At 66.6% G+C, this 20050-nt stretch carries 20 protein-coding genes and 1 tRNA gene; 9 read left to right on the top strand and 12 right to left on the bottom strand.

Annotated elements, in window-relative coordinates; all coding sequences use genetic code 11:
* Window positions 1-18: 18 nt before the first annotated feature.
* Both BQ2383_RS16115 and BQ2383_RS16110 read left to right on the top strand, forming a co-directional pair.
* Complete coding sequence (locus BQ2383_RS16115) at window positions 19-933, top strand: helix-turn-helix transcriptional regulator (protein WP_091036237.1); 915 nt, start codon at window positions 19-21, stop codon at window positions 931-933.
* A 169-nt stretch (window positions 934-1102) separates the two neighbouring features.
* Window positions 1103-1420, top strand: coding sequence for a hypothetical protein (locus BQ2383_RS16110; RefSeq protein ID WP_091036234.1), 318 nt, complete (start codon window positions 1103-1105; stop codon window positions 1418-1420).
* A gap of 42 nt (window positions 1421-1462) precedes the next feature.
* Here the strand turns inward: BQ2383_RS16110 and BQ2383_RS16105 are convergent, their stop codons facing one another.
* Complete coding sequence (locus BQ2383_RS16105; protein ID WP_029263432.1) at window positions 1463-1723, bottom strand: DUF6458 family protein; 261 nt, start codon at window positions 1721-1723, stop codon at window positions 1463-1465.
* A 117-nt stretch (window positions 1724-1840) separates the two neighbouring features.
* The gene (locus BQ2383_RS16100; RefSeq protein ID WP_091036232.1) at window positions 1841-3061 is read right to left on the bottom strand and encodes a globin domain-containing protein; all 1221 of its coding nucleotides are present in this window, start codon (window positions 3059-3061) and stop codon (window positions 1841-1843) included.
* A 128-nt stretch (window positions 3062-3189) separates the two neighbouring features.
* Here BQ2383_RS16100 and BQ2383_RS16095 point away from each other — a divergent pair, with 128 nt between their 5' ends.
* Entirely contained in the window at window positions 3190-3822 is a 633-nt protein-coding gene (locus BQ2383_RS16095; RefSeq protein ID WP_167381651.1) for a helix-turn-helix domain-containing protein, read from the top strand.
* On the opposite strand, the gene BQ2383_RS16090 is transcribed toward BQ2383_RS16095, so the two are convergent.
* Window positions 3820-3893, bottom strand: a tRNA-Ile gene (locus BQ2383_RS16090). The two genes, BQ2383_RS16095 and BQ2383_RS16090, sit on opposite strands and share 3 nt — an antisense overlap.
* 30 nt (window positions 3894-3923) lie before the next feature.
* Window positions 3924-4460 carry a gamma carbonic anhydrase family protein gene (locus BQ2383_RS16085; protein ID WP_091036228.1) on the bottom strand — a complete coding sequence of 179 codons (537 nt, stop codon included), beginning with the start codon at window positions 4458-4460 and terminating at the stop codon, window positions 3924-3926.
* A gap of 130 nt (window positions 4461-4590) precedes the next feature.
* Here BQ2383_RS16085 and BQ2383_RS16080 point away from each other — a divergent pair, with 130 nt between their 5' ends.
* Window positions 4591-5076 (top strand): Dps family protein, encoded by a 486-nt coding sequence (locus BQ2383_RS16080; RefSeq protein WP_091036225.1) that lies wholly within the window; start codon window positions 4591-4593, stop codon window positions 5074-5076.
* 81 nt (window positions 5077-5157) lie between these two features.
* Here the strand turns inward: BQ2383_RS16080 and BQ2383_RS16075 are convergent, their stop codons facing one another.
* Genes BQ2383_RS16075 through BQ2383_RS16055 form a run of 5 tightly spaced genes read right to left on the bottom strand, consistent with a single transcriptional unit; the run spans window position 5158 to window position 10042 of the window.
* Window positions 5158-6654 carry an amidohydrolase gene (locus tag BQ2383_RS16075; protein WP_091036223.1) on the bottom strand — a complete coding sequence of 499 codons (1497 nt, stop codon included), beginning with the start codon at window positions 6652-6654 and terminating at the stop codon, window positions 5158-5160.
* A complete protein-coding gene (locus BQ2383_RS16070) occupies window positions 6651-7295 on the bottom strand; it encodes an FMN-binding negative transcriptional regulator (protein ID WP_091036220.1) in 645 nt (214 codons plus the stop codon). Before BQ2383_RS16070 ends, BQ2383_RS16075 begins: the two co-directional genes overlap by 4 nt.
* 38 nt (window positions 7296-7333) lie before the next feature.
* Window positions 7334-8332 carry an Fpg/Nei family DNA glycosylase gene (locus BQ2383_RS16065; RefSeq protein WP_091036217.1) on the bottom strand — a complete coding sequence of 333 codons (999 nt, stop codon included), beginning with the start codon at window positions 8330-8332 and terminating at the stop codon, window positions 7334-7336.
* A gap of 1 nt (window position 8333) precedes the next feature.
* Window positions 8334-8819, bottom strand: a complete 486-nt coding sequence (locus tag BQ2383_RS16060) for a ribose-5-phosphate isomerase (protein ID WP_091036214.1) — start codon at window positions 8817-8819, stop codon at window positions 8334-8336.
* 38 nt (window positions 8820-8857) lie between these two features.
* Window positions 8858-10042 carry a ferrochelatase gene (locus BQ2383_RS16055; RefSeq protein WP_091036212.1) on the bottom strand — a complete coding sequence of 395 codons (1185 nt, stop codon included), beginning with the start codon at window positions 10040-10042 and terminating at the stop codon, window positions 8858-8860.
* A 177-nt stretch (window positions 10043-10219) separates the two neighbouring features.
* Here BQ2383_RS16055 and pepN point away from each other — a divergent pair, with 177 nt between their 5' ends.
* From pepN to BQ2383_RS16035, 4 genes are all read left to right on the top strand, one after another.
* Window positions 10220-12772, top strand: coding sequence for an aminopeptidase N (gene pepN, locus BQ2383_RS16050; RefSeq protein ID WP_091036209.1), 2553 nt, complete (start codon window positions 10220-10222; stop codon window positions 12770-12772).
* Between the two features lie 165 nt (window positions 12773-12937).
* Window positions 12938-14011 carry a mechanosensitive ion channel family protein gene (locus BQ2383_RS16045; protein ID WP_091036206.1) on the top strand — a complete coding sequence of 358 codons (1074 nt, stop codon included), beginning with the start codon at window positions 12938-12940 and terminating at the stop codon, window positions 14009-14011.
* The gene (locus BQ2383_RS16040; RefSeq protein ID WP_091036203.1) at window positions 14008-14457 is read left to right on the top strand and encodes a globin; all 450 of its coding nucleotides are present in this window, start codon (window positions 14008-14010) and stop codon (window positions 14455-14457) included. Before BQ2383_RS16045 ends, BQ2383_RS16040 begins: the two co-directional genes overlap by 4 nt.
* Window positions 14454-16118 (top strand): FAD-binding dehydrogenase, encoded by a 1665-nt coding sequence (locus BQ2383_RS16035; RefSeq protein ID WP_091036200.1) that lies wholly within the window; start codon window positions 14454-14456, stop codon window positions 16116-16118. The genes BQ2383_RS16040 and BQ2383_RS16035 overlap by 4 nt, the downstream gene beginning before the upstream one ends.
* Window positions 16119-16164: 46 nt before the next feature.
* Here BQ2383_RS16035 and BQ2383_RS16030 read toward each other — a convergent pair whose 3' ends face one another.
* Complete coding sequence (locus BQ2383_RS16030) at window positions 16165-16830, bottom strand: hypothetical protein (protein ID WP_091036197.1); 666 nt, start codon at window positions 16828-16830, stop codon at window positions 16165-16167.
* Window positions 16831-16880: 50 nt separating this feature from the next.
* On the opposite strand from BQ2383_RS16030, the gene BQ2383_RS16025 reads away from it, so the two are divergent.
* A complete protein-coding gene (locus BQ2383_RS16025) occupies window positions 16881-17771 on the top strand; it encodes an acyl-CoA thioesterase (RefSeq protein ID WP_208617685.1) in 891 nt (296 codons plus the stop codon).
* 36 nt (window positions 17772-17807) lie between these two features.
* On the opposite strand, the gene BQ2383_RS16020 is transcribed toward BQ2383_RS16025, so the two are convergent.
* A complete protein-coding gene (locus BQ2383_RS16020) occupies window positions 17808-18293 on the bottom strand; it encodes an acyl-CoA thioesterase (RefSeq protein ID WP_091036194.1) in 486 nt (161 codons plus the stop codon).
* A gap of 7 nt (window positions 18294-18300) precedes the next feature.
* Window positions 18301-19980: an energy-dependent translational throttle protein EttA gene (gene ettA / locus BQ2383_RS16015; protein WP_091036191.1), complete on the bottom strand. Its 1680-nt coding sequence runs from the start codon at window positions 19978-19980 to the stop codon at window positions 18301-18303.
* Between the last annotated feature and the right edge of the window lie 70 nt (window positions 19981-20050).

Here is a 20050-nt window from a genome sequence, read left to right as displayed (position 1 = left end):
GAGGAACAAGGAGCACCCATGCAGTTCACGTCCACCGACATCGAGCAGGTCGAGTCCACGTGGCAGCAGTTCGTTCCCTCTGCAGCACTTCAGGATGCCGACCCTCGGCGATTCCGATTCGACTGGCGGTCCGAAGAGCTCCGCAGCGTCACGCTCGTGAACTACCGGCTCGCGGCGCAAGTGCATTCGACGGCGGAACCACTCGACCAGATCCTGGTGTGCCGTGTCGACGCCCCGGATGCTCGCGTCTGGTCCGCGCGCAACAGCTTGGTTTCGGCAGCGCCGTGGATCACCGATGGCACCCGAGTGGAGGCGAAGTGGGACCGGTCGGCCGACGTGCGTGCTCTCGTCTTCGATCGACCCGTAGCCGAAGAGCGGGCACGACGGTTGACCGGCGATGACACTCTGACGCTGCGCACGACGGGACTCGCGCCGCATTCAGCCGTCGACGCGCGGCGCTGGGAGTCGATGTTCGCGTACGTCGACCAGGCACTCGCCCTCTCGGGCTCCGATCGGCTGATCGCCGCCGAACTCGAACGCCATGCGCTGATGATGACCCTCTCCGCCTTCCCCACGACCTTCACCGAAGCCCTGCGCCGCCCCGCCCAGCGGGCCGGGGCTCCGATCGCCGTCCGCAGGGCCCTTGCCTATATCGACGAGAACGCACACCTGCCCATCACGGTCGACGATGTCGCAGCCGCCGCCTACATCTCCACGAGAGGGCTCCAGTACGCGTTCCGGCGAGCCCTCGACATCACTCCCGCGCAAGCTCTCCGCCGGGCGCGACTCGAGGGGGCACGCAGAGATCTGCAGAGCGGCGACGGGCGCTCGGTGGGCGAAGTCGCGCGCCGCTGGGGCTTCAACCACTCGTCACGCTTCGCCACGGCGTACCAGCAGGCCTTCGGCACACCGCCGTCACTGCTCTCGGTATGACACCGGGCGAAGAGTCTGTTCGCATTCCGCGGCGATTCGCGACCCCGGTCCAGTGCGTACAGACGTCCTTGGCTAGAGTTCGATTACCCGGAGCCTCTCGGTCCGTGGCCACGCTGTCGAGGAGTCGCATGATCCCTGCCCCCCGTCCCATCGCGATGTTCGTTCGCTGATGGGGAGCCTGTACTACGGCGACGCACAGACCCCGATCCAGATCGACGATCGCGCACTCGCACACCTGAAAGTCGTCATCGCCACCAAGCTGCGTCGCAACGAGAGCTTCACGCTCTCATGGCGGCACCCGGAGGGCGACGCTCCTGGGCGCTCGACGCTCTGGCTCCACCCATCGATCCCGCTCCGGTTCGTCTTCCAGGAGCCGGAGTCGCCGGACCTGAGCCGGAAATGGATCGAGGAACTCGCGCACTCGGCGAGTTCCAGCGGAGGCATCACACTCATCGAGGAGCATCTCGAGAGCAGCCCCGCGGAGTGATGGTCTCCGACGACCGGGATCGTCGGAGACCATCCGCAGCGTTCACACTGCGTCGTCGCCGCTGGAGCTGACGGATCGGCGAGTCGTGGGTTCGCCCGTCGCGGGGTCGACGAATGTGCGCGAGACGGTCTCCGTCCGACGCCGCCGCGCGAGCAGCACGATGCCGATGAGGAAGATGACGACGCCGGCACCCATCAGGATGTACCCGACCATGTCGAGGTCGACCCATTGGATGTCGACGTTCACCGCGAAGACGAGGATCGCTCCGATCACGAAGAGCGCTATTCCGCTGCCGATGCTCATGGTGCCTCCCATTCTGCGGCGCCATGCCGCACGTGGGAAGGATCTCGTCCGAGGATGGTGCCGGGGAGGGGCTTGACAGCGGCCGCATTCTCGCACGGACCCATTCCGGGTCGACGATCAGGCGGCCGCGGCCGTCGGCTGATGCGCCCAGAGATCCGGCCCGAACACCTCATACGAGATCCGCTCCGGCGGGATGCCGCGTGCCAGGAGCGTCGATCGACACGTGCGCATGAAATCCAGTGGTCCGCACATGAAGACGTCGGCATCGTCCGGCAGCTCGATGGTGGCGAGGTCCATCCGCCCCGCGAACGCGGGTCGGAGAGTCGGCGCGGTTCCCGCGTCTTCCCGGTACCAGTTCTGCGCACGGGCATCGTCCATGGCCAGCACCTGCCTGCGCAACGATGCGTACAGTGCGTGCGTGTCATGCGAGCGATCGGCATGGAACAGCCGCACGGTACGCGCCGGGAAGCGGCGGGAGAGGTCTTCGATAATCGCGGCGACCGGGGTGATTCCGATACCAGCAGACACCAGGACGAGCGGGTTGTCTGTGTCGTCCACGATGACGTCGCCGGCAGGTTGCGATACGTCGAGCAGCGTTCCCGGACGCGCGTTCTCATGCAGCCACGTCGAAACCTGACCGTCAGGCGTGTCTCCCCCTCCGCGCACGCGCTTGATCGTCACACGCAGCGAATCGCCGCGGGGCCCGGACGAGATCGTGTACTGGCGGGGTTGACGCGAACCGTCCGGCAGATCGATGGCGATGGTCACATACTGCCCCGCGCGATGGGTTGCGACATCTCCGGAGACGGGCGCGAGCACCAGCGACATGACGTCAGCCGATTCCTCCACCCGTTCCACCACGCGGTGCTTCCGCCAGGGACGCTCGGGATCCGTGCCGCCGAGTGCGTAGAGTTTCGCCTCCTCGGCGATCAGCGAGCACCCGAAGAGCCAGTACACCTCGTCCCACGCAGCCCTGACATCCGGCGTGACGGCGTCGCCGAGCACGGTTCCGACCGCATCGAGGAGGTGATGACCGACGATCGTGTACTGGCGTGCCTTGATCCCCAGTGAGACATGCTTGTGCGCGATGCGACGCATCACGGGTGCGAAGTCGGGCGCCTCGGGATCGATCAGCTGCACGGCGAATGCGACGATCGATGCCCCCAGAGCCTTCGGCTGCTCTCCGATCGCCTGATTCGCACGGTTGAACACTCGGAGCAGTTCGGGGTGCACCGCGAACATCTCGCGGTAGAACAGAGTGGTGATCTCGTCGGCATGCTCTGCGACGACACCGGCGGTCGCCCGAACGATGGCCTCGGATTCTGGTGTGAGCTCCATGGCTTTCCGCCCTTCTCGTGATGTTTGTTCCACCATCCCGAGTCGTCGCGAACATCGCATTCTGTTCTACCGGTTTATTTCCGGTCGAACAGAGGACGCACGGTCTCCTCCCCGTCTACTCTCGGCACATGCCCCGCCGCGCCCATGACTTTCGCGGGCTGACACAACCCCGTCGGCTCCAGTTGCTCCACGCCATCCAACAGACGCCGGGCCGCTCCGCAGGTGAGCTGGCGGAGCACAGCGGAATCCCCCTCAACACCGTGCGGGATCATGTTCGGGTCCTCGAAGACGAAGGGCTGATCCGCAGCGAAACACTGGTGCTGGGCAGACGCGGCCGGCCGCCGGTGGTGTTTCACCCTGTTCGCGACGCCGAGTCGAGCACCGTGGCGCGTGCACGCGTCGAAGGCGCAGTCTCGCGGGGGCGCATGCTGCGTGCGATGTCGCGTGAATCATCGCACGGGCTCGAGGCCGACGCGTTGCGTCAGGTCGACGTGCTCTACGAGCATCTCGATGATGCCGGCCTGAGCCCCGTCGTCGATGAGGAGACGCTACGGTTCGACCTCACCCCGTGTCGCTATCATGACCTGCTCGACGCGGATCAGGAGCTCGTCTGCGGTGTTCACGCTCAATTGGTGCGTGATGTCCTCCGGCACAGTGACGGCCCGCTCGAGGTGAAGCTCCTCGAGCCGTTCGTCACGAGCCACACCTGTCGGCTATTCCTCACCCGTGGCGACTCACAAGCTGCTGATGGCGACGAGTAGGGCGGGCGGGACTTGAACCCGCGATCGTTGGGTTATGAGCCCACTGCCTTAACCAGCTTGGCCACCGCCCCGTACCCGACCCAGCCTATCGGTCGGCACGTTCAGGCCTGCGTCGCCTCGGCGTGGGTACGCGAGTGGTCGAGGTACGTGTCAGCGTTCGCGATCAGACGCGATCGCTCGTCCTCGCTGAGTGCGCGGCGCACCTTCGCGGGGACACCGGCCACGAGTGAACCGGCCGGGATCTCCGTCTCGCCGAGCACCACCGCACCGCCCGCGATCAGGCACCCGGCGCCGATCCTCGCTCCGCTGAGGATCACGGCACCCATGCCGATGAGCGTGCCATCGCCGATCGTGCAACCGTGCACGACGGCATTGTGACCGATGGACACCTTGGCGCCGACAGACACGGGGTGGCCGGAATCGACGTGCACCGAGACGTTGTCCTGCACGTTCGAGTCCCGGCCGATGAAGATCCCTGCGGAGTCACCGCGCAGCACGGCGTTGTACCAGACGCTCGCGCCGGCCGCGAGCGAGACCTCCCCGATAATGCGGGCGCCATCCGCGACGAACACCGTGTCATCGATGGAGGGACTGCGGTTCGGCAGGGCGAGGACGGAAGCTCCGGCAGCGATGCTCATGAGGTGAGGCTACCCGAATGCCCGCGGAATCATGCGGAAGTGAGCCGAGCCTCAGCTTGCTTGCGGAATGTCTGAGCCTGAGTAGCGTTGCATACATCAGATACGCGATTTCCCTTCGGAGGAGCACAAGATGAGCAAGGCACAGACCGTTTCCACCACCGCCATCGACCCGACCGTGGCTGCAGGGGCGGCCCAGTTCCTCTCCCCTGTGGTGCTCGGCCTCCAGGCGCTGACCGTCAACGGCAAGCAGGCGCACTGGCACGTCCGTGGCGCCAACTTCGTCGGCGTCCACGAGCTTCTCGACACGATCGTCGCGCACGCCGGCGACTTCGCCGACACCGCCGCCGAGCGGATCGTCGCCCTCGGGCTGCCGATCGACGCGCGTGTGAGCGCAGTGGCTGAGAAGGCCGGTGCGACCACGGTTCCCGCGGGCTTCACCCAGTCGGACGAGCTGATCCGCGCCGTGATCGCCGACATCGACGCGATTCTGGTCGACGTCAAGGCCGCCGTCGATGGGCTCGACGAGGTCGATCTGACGAGCCAGGACGTGGCCATCGAAATCCAGCGCGGCCTCGAGAAGGACCGCTGGTTCCTCGTCTCGCACATCGCCGCCTGATCGCAGAAGACGCCTGATCTACGACGAAGGGGTGGCACTCGGATCTCCGAGAGTCACCCCTTCGTCATGCGATCAGACCTGTCAGCCGGCGAAGGTGACGTGACCCGCCAGGACGGTCGCGAGAACGGGCATCGACCGCAGAGCCTCCCCTGTCGCCGTCCGCGGATCGCGCCCGCAGAGGACGATGTCCGCCGGCTCACCGGGTCGTAGTGCGGAACGCACGCTGGCTTCGAGCGCCTGGTCGAGAGGGAGCCTCTCCTCCGGATGCCAAGGTGCTCGATCGTCGTCGGTGCGTGAAACGGCAGCAGAGATCGCGTGCCACGGATCGAGCTCAGCCACGGGAGCGTCCGAGCCGAAACGCAGCTGTGCTCCGGCAGCCTGCAGAGATGCCAGTGGGTAGCCGATGGCCGTCTGCTCGCGCCAGTGACGGTCTACCAGATCGCGGTCATCGACGGCGTGCTGCGGCTGCACGCTGGCGACGACGCCGAGACTCGCGAACCGAGCCAGGTCGGTGTGCCGCACGAGCTGCACGTGCTCGATCGAGCCGACAGCGCCCGTGGTCGTGAACGCATCCAGCGCCGACGTGATCGCCCGGTCTCCGATCGCGTGCACGGCGACGCCCAGTCCGGCTCCGGTCGCCCGTGTCAGGAGCTCCACGAGCTCGTTCGACGGCACCGTCAGCATCCCGAAGTTGTCAGGATCGCCGGGATAGGGGTGGGAGCAAGCGGCCGTGCGCGTTCCGAGTGACCCGTCGGTGATGATCTTGAGCGGTCCGACGTGGATGAGTCCGTGCCCGGCGACGGGCGCACCGGACTCCTCCCGGAGCTCTCCTGTCCGCAACCCGGCCGTGATGGCTCGATCCAGGTCGAACGGGTACACCGCGAACTCGACACGATGCGATGCGAATCCCGCCTGCACACGTCTCGGCCATGCCTCTGCGCTCCACGCCATGTCGAAATCGACGAGGCCGGTGACGCCTCGTGCAGCGGCCTGTTCGCCGGCACGAGACATGGCACGGTCACCGTGCGCGGCATCGACGGCATTCAGACGTCGGGAGATCTCGAAGGCATCCGTCTCCCGCAGCATCCCGTCGTCACTTCGGAAGCCCTCGCGGGTGAGCGCAGCAGTGTTCAGCCAGACGCTGTGGACATCGGCGTTGATCAGGTACGTGGGCACCGCGCCGGTCGCGGCATCCAGAAGCTCGATCGACGGCCGATCGGCCCACAGCGCATCGCGGAACCCCGTGCCGACGCGACGGCCGTCCGACAGCGCGTCGATGCCACTCATGGCTGCGGCTGCGGCCGCGGCTGAATCCACATGGCCCAGCGGCACCCGCTCCGAAGTCAGCGCCCACTGAACGGTGTGGACATGGTTGTCCCAGAGCCCGGGAATAGCCCACGCGCCCTCGGCGTCGAGGACTTCACCCCGCGACGGCAGCGATCCGGTCGGGGCGATATCGACGATGCGACCATCCCCGATGAAGATGTCGACCGGCTCATCGTCGACCAAGAACTCGCGACCCGGCCCTGCGATCCGTGCGGCCGTGATCGTGCCGATGGCAGCTCCGCGCTCCGTCACTGTTTTTGCCCTCCCCGGCGCGCGTCCTGTGCGCGCCGCATCTCCGCGGCCAGAGCCGGATTCGCGTAAGGTCCGTCTGCCGTAAGCGCGGCGATCACCGTCTCGATCGTGTCCGGCGACTTGTTCTGGCTCAGTTTGCGCTTGGCGACCACGCGACTCGGACTCAAACGGAATCCGACCGTTCCCGACGCGAGCCGTTCCACGTAGGCGGGATCGTTCGGACGCTCCCACATCAGCTTCGGCTCCGGCATCCGCGACTCGAATCGTGCGACGAGTTGGTCCAGCACGACGAGGTTCTCTTCGTCGGAGAGGATCTCCGGCACTCCGGCGAGGTGCACGGCGATGTAATTCCACGTCGGCACCGCCTGCACGTCGCCATACCAGCCGGGCGAAATGTAGCCGTGCGGCCCCTGGATCACGACGAGGAGCTCGCGCTCCCCCATGCCGTGGATGAGGTCGTCCGGGCGTCCGACGTGCCCGACGATGGTGAGGTCGTCGCGCGTCTCGTCCAGGACCACCGCGTAGTGCGAAGCGACGAGACCGTCGTCTCCGGCACTCATGATCGTCACCCAGGGGTTCATCTCGATCACCCGACGGATCTCGGCCACGTCGGCGAGCGTGAAGCTCGGATTCTGTCGCATGCGTTCAGCCTAGAACGGATGCGGAGCCACGGAACCCGTCACGCCTGGCAGCGCGGGCACCAATAGAGCTTGCGGGCGCCGATCTCCTCGAGCGCGATCTCCGTGCCGCAGACTCGGCACGGCAGCCCCGCCCGGTGGTACACCCAGTGCCGGTCGTCGCGGTGCGCCATCGCTGCACGGTAGTCCTCGGCGGTGAGACCGTCCATCGTCATCATCTGGCCCGTCTCGACGCCGATCGCCAGGAGCCGCACCCAGTCATGCCAGAGCGCGCGCACGACTTCCTCCGGGACGTCTCGGCCCGGAGTGTGGGGGTTCAACCGTTGCCGATAGAGCATCTCGGCGCGGTACACATTGCCGATCCCGCTCACGACGGACTGGTCCATCAGCAGCAGCGCGATGACCGTCGACTTCTTCCTGACCGCCCGGACGAACCGCTCCTCGTTCTCGACCGGGTCTCCGACCAGCGGGTCGGGCCCGAGCTTGGCGATCGTCGCCAGCATCTCCTCCGGCGTCTGCAGCACACACGCCGTCGGACCACGCAGGTCGGCGGCCGTGATGTCGGTCATGAGGCGCAGACGCACCTGTCCGACGACCGGAGGCGGCCATTCGAGTCCCTCGTCGGCGAGGCCCTTCGTCTGCTCCGACATGCGCACGTGCACCCTCGTGCGCCGTGGTGCTCCGATGGAGGCGAGAGAGTTCTCACCGGCGTCATCGAGGATAGCCTCGTCGAGCAGGGTGCCGCGCTGGTTCGTCTGTCCCATCCGCCCGTTGGCCGAAGCGATGGTCGGATCGACGATGATCTCGCCGGCGAAGTCCCAGGCGCCGTAGAGACCGAGGTGGACTCGCAGCCAGAGGTCGTCCTCCGTCTCGAGGAACATCTGCTTGCCCACGGCCTGCACACTCACGGCCGCACGTCCATCGAGAACCGCGGCTCCCTCGGCGAACCGGCCCTGCGGGCTGGACGCGCTCAGGGTCTTGCCGACGAAGTTGCGATCGAACTGCCGCGCGATCCGGTGAACGGAGTGGCCCTCGGGCATGTCAGGCCCGCGGGTCCGGGAGCAGGGCCCCGTCGCGCTCGAAGTCCGCGATCTGCCCGATCCGCCGCACGTGGCGCTCATCACCCGAGAACGGCGTCTGGATGAACCGATCGATGAATGACGTCACCTCTTCGAAGGAGTGCTGCCGCGCACCGATCGAGATGACGTTCGCGTCGTTGTGCTCACGGGCGAGCTCGGCCGTCGAGAGGTTCCATACCAGAGCGGCCCGCACCCCCTTGACCTTGTTCGCTGCGATCTGCTCACCGTTCCCCGAACCGCCAAAGACGACGCCGAGAGCGTCGACACCGTCGCGCTGATCGGCGATGACCGCCTGAGCCGCGCGGATGCAGAACGCCGGATAGTCGTCGACCGCGTCGTACTCGATCGGGCCATGATCTACGACCTCATGCCCCGCGGCGCGGAGGTGCTCCTGCAGCTGGGTGGAGAAGTCGAGTCCCGCATGGTCGGTGGCGATGTGGATGCGCATGACTCCCATCCTAGAAGCGGCGATGGTCGACTCCGGGGTCATGGGGCGACGCCGGCGGCGGCGGGCTTGAAGCCCGCCCGGATGTTCTCGCAGCACCCTGGCCGGCAGACGTCGAAGCCGCCGGGGAGCGGCGTGACATGGGCACGCTCCTCATTGGGGCGACCCTGGAGTCGTTCCTGGATCAGGTCGACGATGCCGTCGACGAATGCCGGTGACACGCCGGGCGTGGGAGTGCGGGTGAAGGCGAGTCCGGCCTCTTCCGCGGCCTCCGCGGCCTCGGTGTCGAGGTCCCACAGGACCTCCATGTGATCGCTCATGAAGCCGACGGGGACGACCGCCACCGCCTTGCGTCCTCGGTCGGGCAGCTCACCGATCACGTCGCACACGTCGGGTTCGAGCCACGGCTGCGAGGCAGGGCCGGACCGGGACTGGTAGACGAGCTCCCACGAGACGTCGGCGGCCGCGGGAACCGTCTGGCGAACCCGATCCATGACCCAGGCAGCCACGGCGAGATGCTGCGCGGCGTACGCGCCTCCCTCTCCCCAGTCGATGTCTCGTGCGCCGGAGCGCTCGGCGTCGGCCGTCGGGATGCTGTGGGTGGAGAACAGGATCTGGATGTTCGCCGCCGCGATGCCGTCGGCCAGGAAACCCTCGACAGCCTCGCGGACTCCGGTCTCGAATGCCTCCACGAAACCGGGGTGGTCGTAGAAAGGTCGGATCTTGTCGATCGTCACGGTCTCGCCCAGTCCGGTCTCCTCCAGGATGCGGGCGAAGTCCTCGCGGTACTGACGGCAGCTGGAGAAAGAGCTGTAAGCGCTGGTGGCGAAAGCGAGCAGCGTGTTGTGACCGTTGGCCGAGGCCTCGGCCACCACCTCTTCGAGATACGGGGCCCAGTTGCGGTTGCCCCAGTAGACGGGGAGCGTGATCCCGCGTGCGGCGAGGGCGGCCTCGAGTGCTTGCTTCAACACACGGTTCTGTCCGTTGATCGGACTCACCCCGCCGAAGTGCCGATAGTGATGCGCGACCTCCTCGAGCCGTTCGTCGGGGATTCCTCGGCCACGGGTCACGTTCCGGAGGAACGGGATGACGTCTTCCTGGCCTTCTGGACCACCGAACCCCGCGAGGAGGATCGCGTCATAGGCGACCGGCGTGGTCACGAAGGGCGCACCGCCGGCGGCAGCAGGCGAGGCAAAGGGAACGGCATTCGGCTCGATCACAGTCACCCCTCCATCCTTTCACCTCGACGGACCACGGGGGTCCCACCGCACCGTTTCTATCCCGCTCCGTTCCCGACTTCGATGCGAGGAGGCAGTCGCCGCACTGGCGTAGGCTGTCAGGGTTGCCGTCGGCGCCAACTGCGCCCACCCCGGTGACATCCCCTCACCCCTGGGAGTACAGCTGTGCCTGGAGAGAACCTCACCCGTATCGAAGCGCAGGAGCGTCGCGACGTCATCGACACTCAGTCCTATGAAGTCGCCCTCGATCTGACCAAGGGTGCCGAGGTCTTCGGCTCCCGCAGCGTGGTGCGCTTCACCGCGACGCCGGAGAGCTTCAGCTTCATCGATCTGATCGCGCGCGACGTGCGTGAGATCTCGCTCAACGGCGAACAGCTCGATCCGAACGAGGTGTTCGCCGACTCGCGCATCGCCCTCACCGGACTGCAGGCCGAGAACGTGCTGGTCGTCGACGCCGACTGCCTCTACACGAACACCGGCGAAGGCCTGCACCGCTTCGTCGACCCGGTCGACGAAGAGGTCTACCTCTACTCGCAGTTCGAGGTCCCGGACTCACGTCGCGTGTTCGCGGTGTTCGAGCAGCCCGACCTCAAGGCGACGTTCCAGTTCACCGTGACGGCCCCGGCTTCATGGAAGGTCGTCTCCAACTCCCCCACGCCAGAGCCCATCGTGCACGACGACGACTCGACGGCGACCTGGGGCTTCGAGCCGACCCCGCGCATCTCCTCGTACATCACCGCTCTCGTCGCCGGACCGTACGAGTCCACGTTCTCGGAGCTCACCAGCGCGTCGGGTCGCGTGATCCCCCTCGGCGTCTACGGACGCAAGAGCCTGTGGCAGCACCTCGATGCCGACTACATCTTCGACAAGACCCGCGAGGGTTTCGCCTACTACGAGTCGAAGTTCGGGGTTCCGTACCCGTTCGCCAAGTACGACCAGCTGTTCGTCCCGGAGTTCAACGCCGGCGCGATGGAGAACGCAGGAGCGGTGACGTTCACCGAGACCTATGTCTTCCGCAGCAAGGTGACCGACGCCGTCAAGGAGCGCCGCGTCGTCACGATCCTTCATGAGCTCGCGCACATGTGGTTCGGCGACCTCGTCACGATGAAGTGGTGGAACGATCTCTGGCTGAACGAGTCGTTCGCCGAGTGGGCGTCGACCATCGCCACCGCCGAAGCCACCGAGTGGACCGAAGCGTGGACGACGTTCAACGCCATGGAGAAGACCTGGGCGTACCGCCAGGATCAATTGCCTTCCACCCACCCGATCGTCGCAGAGATCAACGACCTCGAAGACGTGCAGGTCAACTTCGACGGCATCACCTACGCCAAGGGCGGCTCGGTCCTGAAGCAGCTCGCGGCCTGGGTCGGCATCGAGGCGTTCTTCGCCGGTGTCTCGCAGTACTTCCAGAAGCACTCGTGGGGCAACACCGAGCTGAGCGACCTGCTCTCGGAGCTGGAGGCAACCAGCGGCCGCGACCTGAGCACCTGGTCGAAGAAGTGGCTGGAGACGGCCGGCGTCAACACGCTCGAGCCGGTCATCGCCGAAAACCATGACGGGACGATCTCGCGCTTCGCCATAACCCAGACGGCCCCCGCGGACTACCCGACCATCCGACCGCACCGACTGGGCATCGGCTTCTACACGCTGGCGGACGGCGCGCTCACACGCACGCACTACCTCGAGGTCGACGTCGACGGCGACCGCACCGAGGTGCCGGAGCTGCAGGGCATCGCCCGCCCCGACCTCGTGCTGCTCAACGACGAGGACCTCGCGTACGCGAAGATCCGCCTCGACGAGAAGTCGCTCGCCACCGCGATCGCGCACCTGGCCGACATCCACGATCCGCTCGCCCGCTCGCTGGTCTGGGGTGCCGCGTGGGATCAGACGCGGGATGCGGAGACGGCGGCCTCCGCCTACATCGACCTCGTGCTCGGGAACATCGGCCGGGAAACCGAGTCGACGACCGTGCGCACCACACTCGCTCAGCTGCGGACGGCCGCCACGCTCTACGTCGCTCCGGCTGAGCGCGAGACGGCACGCCTCAAGGTCGCCGACGGGCTGTGGAGCCTGGCGGAGTCTGCCGAGCCGGGCAGCGACAGTCAGCTGCAGTTCGTCACCGCCTTCGCGAACGCGCTGGTGACCCAGGACCACGCGGGAATCGTGGGCCGTCTGCGCTCCGGCGAGGACACGCTTCACGGGCTGGAGATCGACGCCGACCTGAACTGGCAGCTGCTCGTGGGTCTGGCCACCATCGGTGCCACCGATGCCGCGACCATCGATGCCGCCCTCGCGGCGGACAACACGGCGAAGGGTGGAGAGTTCGCCGCTCAGGCGCGGGCGTCTCTGCCCGACTCGGCGTCCAAGAAAGCGGCATGGGCCTCCCTCATCGAGCGAGACGATGCCCCCAACACGATCGTCCGCTCGGCCGCGCTCGGGTTCACGCATCCTGCTGGCGCCGCAGTCCTGGGAGAGTTCGTCCCCGCCTACTTCGACATGCTGCTTCCCATCTGGGAGTCGCGCACGTACCAGATCGCTCAGTATCTGATCGTCGGACTCTTCCCTACGGCTCTCGCCGACGCTGCACTCCGTGACGCGACGCGCTCCTGGCTGGCCACCAACCAGGACGCCGCGCCTGCACTCCGACGCCTGGTACTCGAGAACCTCGCCGACGTCGAGCGCGCACTCGCTGCACAGGCACGCGACGCGGAGGACTGAGCGCCCCGCGTCAACTCCCACCGGGAGTCTCTCGAAACGGAGACCACCCACCTCGCTCTCGGAGTGTCCAGCACGGACACGCCATAGCGGACGTGGATGGTCTCCGTTTTCGTACGGCGCATCCATCCAGCCCGCACAGAGGCCCGCTCGCTAGGATCGTGACTGATGATGCTCCCCTTCGATGTCAACGATCCTCCCGTGGAAACCCCCCTTCCCGACTGGGTGACGAACCTGCTCGAATGGCTGAGCCACGTCGGCATGAAGGCCCTCACCGTCGCGATCATCATCGCCAGCTGTGTGGTGATCGGGCTCATCCTGCGCCTGGTCATCCGACGGGTCGTCCACCGCATCGTCGACAGCGCGAAGAGCAAAGCATCGGTCGATGACACCCAGGCGCTGGAGCGGTCGCCGCTCGCCGATATGCGACTAGTCCAGCGCACCCGCACGCTCGGCACCATCTTGCAGAACATCGTCAACGTGATGCTCGTGGTCATCGCGATCGTGCTCATCGTGAACGCCCTCGACCAAAGCCTGCTGGGGTCGCTGACCCTGCTCACCGCAGCGGTCGGCGCCGGTCTCGGTTTCGGCGCACAGAACATCGTCAAGGACGTGCTCAACGGCATGTTCCTCGTGGCCGAGGACCAGATCGGCATCGGTGACGTCGTCGACCTCGGACTAGCGAGCGGTGTCGTGGAGTACGTCAGCGTTCGTATCACCCAAGTGCGCGACGTCAACGGCACCCTCTGGTACGTGCGAAACGGCGAGGTCACCCGCATCGGCAACATGTCGCAGGGATGGGCTCGCTCGATCATCGACCTCGGCGTCCCGGCCGACTCCGACCTTGAGCAGGTCGAGCACGTCATGCTCGAGACCGCGCAGGGGCTGGCGAAAGACCCGAAGTGGCGCACGCGCATCATCGAGAAGCCGGAACTCTGGGGACTGGAGTCGATCGACGGTGACGCTCTCGTCGTCCGCATCGTGATCAAGGCACGCGCCAACGCGAAGGATGACGTGGCACAGGAGCTGCGCCGCCGCCTGCGCGCCGCGCTCCTCGAGAAGGAGATCAGCGTGCCACGCATGGTCGATGTCGTGCCGACGGGGCTCGATGGCGCCCGCCGGGTACGAGGCGCGAATCCTCCCCGGACGCGACCCAACGCGGTGACGGGCGTGCCAGTGATCCCCGACCGCGGGATCTGGCGGCGCAAGAAGCCGAACGACGACGGGAGTCCCCAGAAGTGACGTTCTACGACGAGATCGGCGGACATGACACCTTCGCGAAGATCGTGTCGGTGTTCTACCGCGAGGTCGCCCTCGATCCCGTGATGAAGCCGATGTATCCAGAGGAAGACCTCGGCCCCGCCGAAGACCGGCTCCGCATGTTCCTCGAGCAGTACTGGGGCGGTCCGACGACGTACGGCGACACGCGTGGGCATCCCCGACTGCGGATGCGGCACATGCCGTTCCACATCGATGCCGACGCACGCGATCGTTGGCTTCGTCACATGCGGACCGCCGTGGACGAGGCGCAGTTGTCTCCTCTGCACGAAGCGACGCTCTGGGACTACCTGGAGCGGGCTGCGTATGCCATGGTGAACACATTCGAGCCTTCGGGGATCGGGGCCGCTCCCGGTGGTCGCCCCACACTCGAAACCCGATCACGTCAGGAATCAACGGAGAACTCATGACGACGAAGCCCCTGTCCACAGATGTTCTGGTGATCGGATGGGGGCTGGCCGGACTCGTCGCCGCCTCCGAGGCTCTCGACGCCGGCCGTCGCGTCATCCTGGTGGACCAGGAGCCGCGTACGAACCTCGGCGGTCAGGCCTGGTGGTCGTTCGGCGGGCTCTTCTTCATCGACTCCCCCGAACAGCGGCGGCTCGGGATCAAGGACTCCCTCGAGCTCGCGACCCAGGACTGGTTCGGCAACGCCGGGTTCGACCGGCCGGAAGACGAATGGCCGAGGCGCTGGGCAGAGGCCTACCTGCAGTTCGCAGCCGGAGAGAAGCGCTCGTGGCTGCGCGAGCGCGGCGTCGGGTTCTTCCCCGTCGTGGGCTGGGCGGAACGCGGCGGCTACGGCGCCATCGGACCGGGCAACTCGGTTCCGCGATTCCACATCACCTGGGGCACCGGGCCGGGGATCGTCGCCCCCTTCGCCGCCGCCATCGAGCAGGGCGAGCGGGAAGGACGCCTGACGGTCCTCCCGCGACATCGGGTCTCCGAACTCGTCGTGACCGACGGCTCGGTCACCGGTGCCCGCGGAAACGTGCTCGCCTCGTCGGGTGCATTGCGTGGCGCGGTGTCGTCGCGCGAGATCGTCGGCGAGTTCGAGATCGCAGCCGGGGCGACCATCGTCTCCTCGGGCGGCATCGGCGGGAACCACAACCTCGTACGGGCTGCGTGGCCCGAACGCCTCGGCGCTCCCCCCGAGCATATGCTCACGGGGGTACCCGCCTATGTCGACGGATCCATGTACAGCGTGAGCGCGGCCGCCGGTGCGCGCTTCATCAACGGCGACCGGATGTGGCACTACGTCGAGGGCATCACGAACTGGGACCCGGTCTGGCCGTCTCACGGCATCCGGATCCTCCCTGGGCCGTCATCGCTCTGGCTGGACGCGACGGGCAAGCGCCTCCCGGTACCGCTGTTCCCCGGGTTCGACACCCTGGGGACCCTCGAGCACCTGCGGACCACCGGTCACGATCATTCCTGGTTCGTCACCTCGCGGCAGATCGTCGAGAAGGAGTTCGCGCTCTCGGGGAGCGAGCAGAATCCCGACCTCACCGGCAAAGACGTCCAGCTGCTGCTGAAGTCGAGACTCGCCAAAGGGCCGACCGGACCGGTGCAGTCCTTCCTCGATGAGGGTGAGGACTTCATCGTCGAGAACGACCTCGAGTCGCTGCTCGAGCAGATGCAGCGCCACCCCGGCGGCGAGTTCCTCGACATCGACAATGTCCGCCGCGAGGTTGTCGCCCGAGATCGAGAGATGGACAACGACTTCACGAAGGATGCGCAGATCGGCATGCTTCGTTCCATGCGTGGTTATCGCGGCGACAAGCTGATCCGCACCGCAGCACCACATCGCCTGCAGGACCCGAGCGCCGGGCCGCTGGTGGCGGTCAAACTCCACGTCCTCACGCGCAAGTCGCTCGGCGGGATCAACACCGACCTCGAAGGCCGTGCCCTCGATGCGAGCGGAGACCCGATCCCCGGACTCTACGCCGCAGGTGAGGCGAGCGGTTTCGGCGGTGGTGGAGTTCACGGCTATCGCGCGCTCGAAGGCACCTTCCTCGGAGGATGCCTGTTCTCCGGCAGAGCCGCCGGCCGCGCAGCCGCAGCCGCGGGCTGACGAAGACGGTTCGAAACCGAGCGCGGGGAGAATCCGGGCGCGGCGACTAAACGGCGGAGCCTGTGGAACGGATGCCCGTCAGCCCGGTGGCCACGGGACCACGCACCAGAACATGTCCGCGACGGAAGGTGAGACGAGTCCACCTGCCGGATCGCGAGATCTGGACCTGCTCTTCGCCGGAGATGAAGCCCATCGCATCGGCGGCGAACGCTGCGCCTCGGGGCAGCCCTCCCAGATCCTCATCGGGTTCACCCCAGATCGCCGCGCGGAGTGCGCGGACCGCTTCTTCACCTGAGCCGGGGCCCGCCCCCCGTGCGACGGCCGAGATCCCCCACTGGGCACGCTGCGCGATGACGGAAGCTCCCAGCGTCGCCTCCGTCGCCCACGCGCTCCGAGGTGGGGCGATGCCAGCCCAGGCCGGAGAGAGACCCGTTTCCGGGAGAGTGAGTCGTTCGGCGTCGTCCGTCTTCGAGAGCTGATCGACGACGATGTCGCACTCGAGCTCTGGGTCGGCATGCACGATGCGCATCGCCAGGACGGTCGGCGTCTGGTCGAACAGACCCTGCGGTGCGAGTACGGCGGTGGTCAGCGCGAGCACACCGTTCGCCGCCTGCAGGCGCACCCCTTCGTCGGTGATCCTGGTCGCTCGACCGACGAAGGTCAGAACATCCTTCGCGGTGTCGGGGTCGGCGAGGAGGAGGTGATGAGGCACGCGTTCTAAACTACCAACGGTGCGGCGTGTGGGGTCGCGGAAAGGAACACATGAGCGCGGACCAGCACGCCATCCAAACCGTCGAGCGACTCCTCGAGGTCCTCGATCTCGACGCGGCTCAGGCTCGCACCACAGAGGACATCTTCACCGGCTCCTCGCATCCGATGCCGAGCGGCCGCATCTACGGGGGCCAGGTGCTCGCTCAGGCTCTGCTCGCCGCGGAGCGGACGCTTCCCGAGGACCGCGCAGTGCACTCGATGCACGGGTACTTCCTGCGTCCCGGGGATGCGAGCCAGGGAATCACGATCGCGGTGGATCGTATCCACGACGGCCGGTCGTTCTCGACCAGGCGGACCCAGGCATACCAGAACGGCGTGCCGATCTTCTCGATGATCGCCTCGTTCCAGGACGCCGATCCCGGCGTGGAGCATGCCGAGCCGATGCCAGCGGGCATTCCCGACCCCGACGAGCTCGCCCCGGATGAAGAGCGTGTCCACGGGCTGCCCGAAGGCACGACGCGGATGCTCAGCGAACGGGCGGCCGACGTGCGCCACGTCGACTCTCCGATGTACCTGCCCAGCGAAGAGGCACAAGTGCCCCGTCAAGCTGTGTGGATGCGATTGCGTGCCCCGCTCCCCGACGACCAGCGCCTGCACCGAGCGGCTCTCGCCTACCTCAGCGACATGACGATCCAGGAGTCGATTCTGCGGGCCCACGGCGTCTACTGGGCGCTTCCGGGTCTGAAGGTCGCGAGCCTCGATCATGCGATGTGGTGGCACCGCCCGGCGCGGGTCGACGAGTGGCTGCTCTACGTGCAGGAGTCGCCGAATGCGCGCGGGGGGCGTGGACTCGCCATAGGACGCATCTACACGCGCGATGGCGCGCTGGTCGCGAGCGTCGCGCAGGAGATCATGATCCGCGTGCCCGAAGAGTCGCCCTAGAGGCCGTTCCCAGCGTCATCCGCTGTGAACGGCACATCAGCGGTGGGAGTACTCGATCGAGGCGCCCACGTACGGCTCCCAGGCGTCGCGCATCTCCTGCGTGAGCCGAGTGGGGCGCCCGGTCTGAGCGTCGACCAGCACGATGATCGCGGTCGATCGGGCGTAGATCTGTCGCGGTTCTGCACTGGGGTCGTTGTGCACCTCGTAGCAGACTTCGACGCTCGAGCCGCCGAGCTTGCCGAACCACATCTGCACCTCGAGCGGACGTCGCTGATACGGCACGGGCGCGAGGTACTCGATCTCCTGGCGTGCGATGAGGGTCAGGATGCCCTCGTCGATGCCGGAGTCGAGCACCGCCGTCGATGGTGCCTCCTCGCCGGGGCCGGCACGCCAGAAGGCTCTGACACGAGCCTCTTCGAGCAGTTTCAGCATCGAAGTGTTGTTGACGTGGTTGAACGCATCCAGATCACCCCAGCGGAGGTGGATCGGGATGTGCAGACGCGGCCCCGGCGAAGCGGACATCTCGGCCTCAGTCGCGCGTCAGCTTGCGGTGCGTCGACCGGTGCGGCTTCGCGGCGTCGGGGCCGAGGCGCTCGATCTTGTTCTCCTCGTACGCCTCGAAGTTGCCCTCGAACCAGTACCACTGGCCGGGCTTCTCGTCGGTGCCCTCGTAGGCGAGGATGTGCGTCGCGATGCGGTCGAGGAACCACCGGTCGTGAGTGATCACCACCGCACAACCGGGGAACTCGAGCAGGGCGTTCTCGAGCGAGCTGAGAGTCTCGACGTCGAGGTCGTTTGTCGGCTCATCGAGGAGCAGCAGGTTGCCGCCCTCTTTGAGCGTCAGCGCGAGGTTCAGGCGGTTGCGCTCACCGCCGGAGAGCACACCGGCCTTCTTCTGCTGGTCCGGGCCCTTGAAGCCGAACTTCGACACGTAAGCACGGGACGGGATCTCGGTCTTGCCGACGGTGATGTAGTCCAGGCCGTCGGAGACGACCTCCCACAGCGTCTTGTTCGGATCGATGTTGGAACGCGACTGGTCGACGTAGCTGATCTTGACCGTCTCACCGATCTTCAGGTCTCCCCCGTCGAGCGGCTCCAGACCAACGATCGTCTTGAAGAGCGTGGTCTTACCCACACCGTTGGGTCCGATCACGCCGACGATGCCGTTCGGCGGGAGATTGAAGCTCAGGCCGTCGATCAGGACGCGACCGTCGAAGCCCTTCTGCAGCTTCTTGGCGTCGATGACGATGCCACCCAGACGCGGGCCTGCGGGGATCTGGATCTCGTCGAAGTCCAGCTTCCTGGTCCGCTCCGCCTCCGAAGCCATCTCCTCGTAGCGAGCGAGACGGGCCTTCGACTTGGTCTGGCGGCCCTTCGCGCTGGAGCGGACCCACTCCAGTTCCTCCTTGAGGCGCTTGGCCAGCTTGGCGTCCTTCTTGCCCTGGACCTCGAGGCGTTCGCCCTTTTTCTCCAGATAGGTCGAGTAGTTGCCCTCGTAGCCGATGAGGCGACCGCGGTCGACTTCGGCGATCCACTCGGCGACGTGGTCGAGGAAGTACCGGTCGTGGGTGATCGCGATCACGGCACCCTTGTACGCCTGCAGGTGCTGCTCGAGCCAGAGCACGCTCTCGGCGTCGAGGTGGTTGGTGGGCTCGTCGAGGAGCAGGAGGTCGGGCTTCTGCAGGAGCAGCTTCGCGAGAGCGACTCGACGCTTCTCTCCACCGGAGAGCGGCGCGATCGCCGCGTCGGCCGGGGGCGTCCGCAGAGCGTCCATCGCCTGATCGAGCTGCGAGTCGAGGTCCCAGCCGTCGGCTGCGTCGATCTCTTCCTGCAGCGTGCCCATCTCCGCGAGCAGGGCATCGAAGTCGGCGTCGGGCTCGGCCATCAACAGCGAGATCTCGTTGAAACGGTCGACCTTCGGCTTGATCGCGATGCCGTCCTGGATGTTCTCGATCACCGTCTTGGACTCGTCGAGCTCAGGCTCCTGCATCAGAATGCCGACCGAGTAGCCGGGCGAGAGCTTCGCCTCGCCGTTCGATGGAGTGTCGAGACCGGCCATGATCTTGAGGATCGTCGACTTTCCGGCGCCGTTCGGACCGACCATGCCGATCTTGGCTCCGGGAAGGAACGCCATGGTGACGTCGTCGAGGATGAGCTTCTCGCCCACTGCTTTACGCGCACGCACCATCGAGTAGATGTACTCAGCCATACCGTTTAAACACCTTTGCTGATCAGAATCGAACCTGCCGTCACACTGCTGAAGCGGTGCGGAAATCTAC

It is taken from the genome of Microbacterium oxydans (assembly GCF_900095745.1).
Classification (GTDB): domain Bacteria; phylum Actinomycetota; class Actinomycetes; order Actinomycetales; family Microbacteriaceae; genus Microbacterium; species Microbacterium oxydans_B.
The sequence above is the reverse complement of the archived record's forward strand: the minus strand, read 5'-3'. Positions and strand labels throughout refer to the sequence as shown.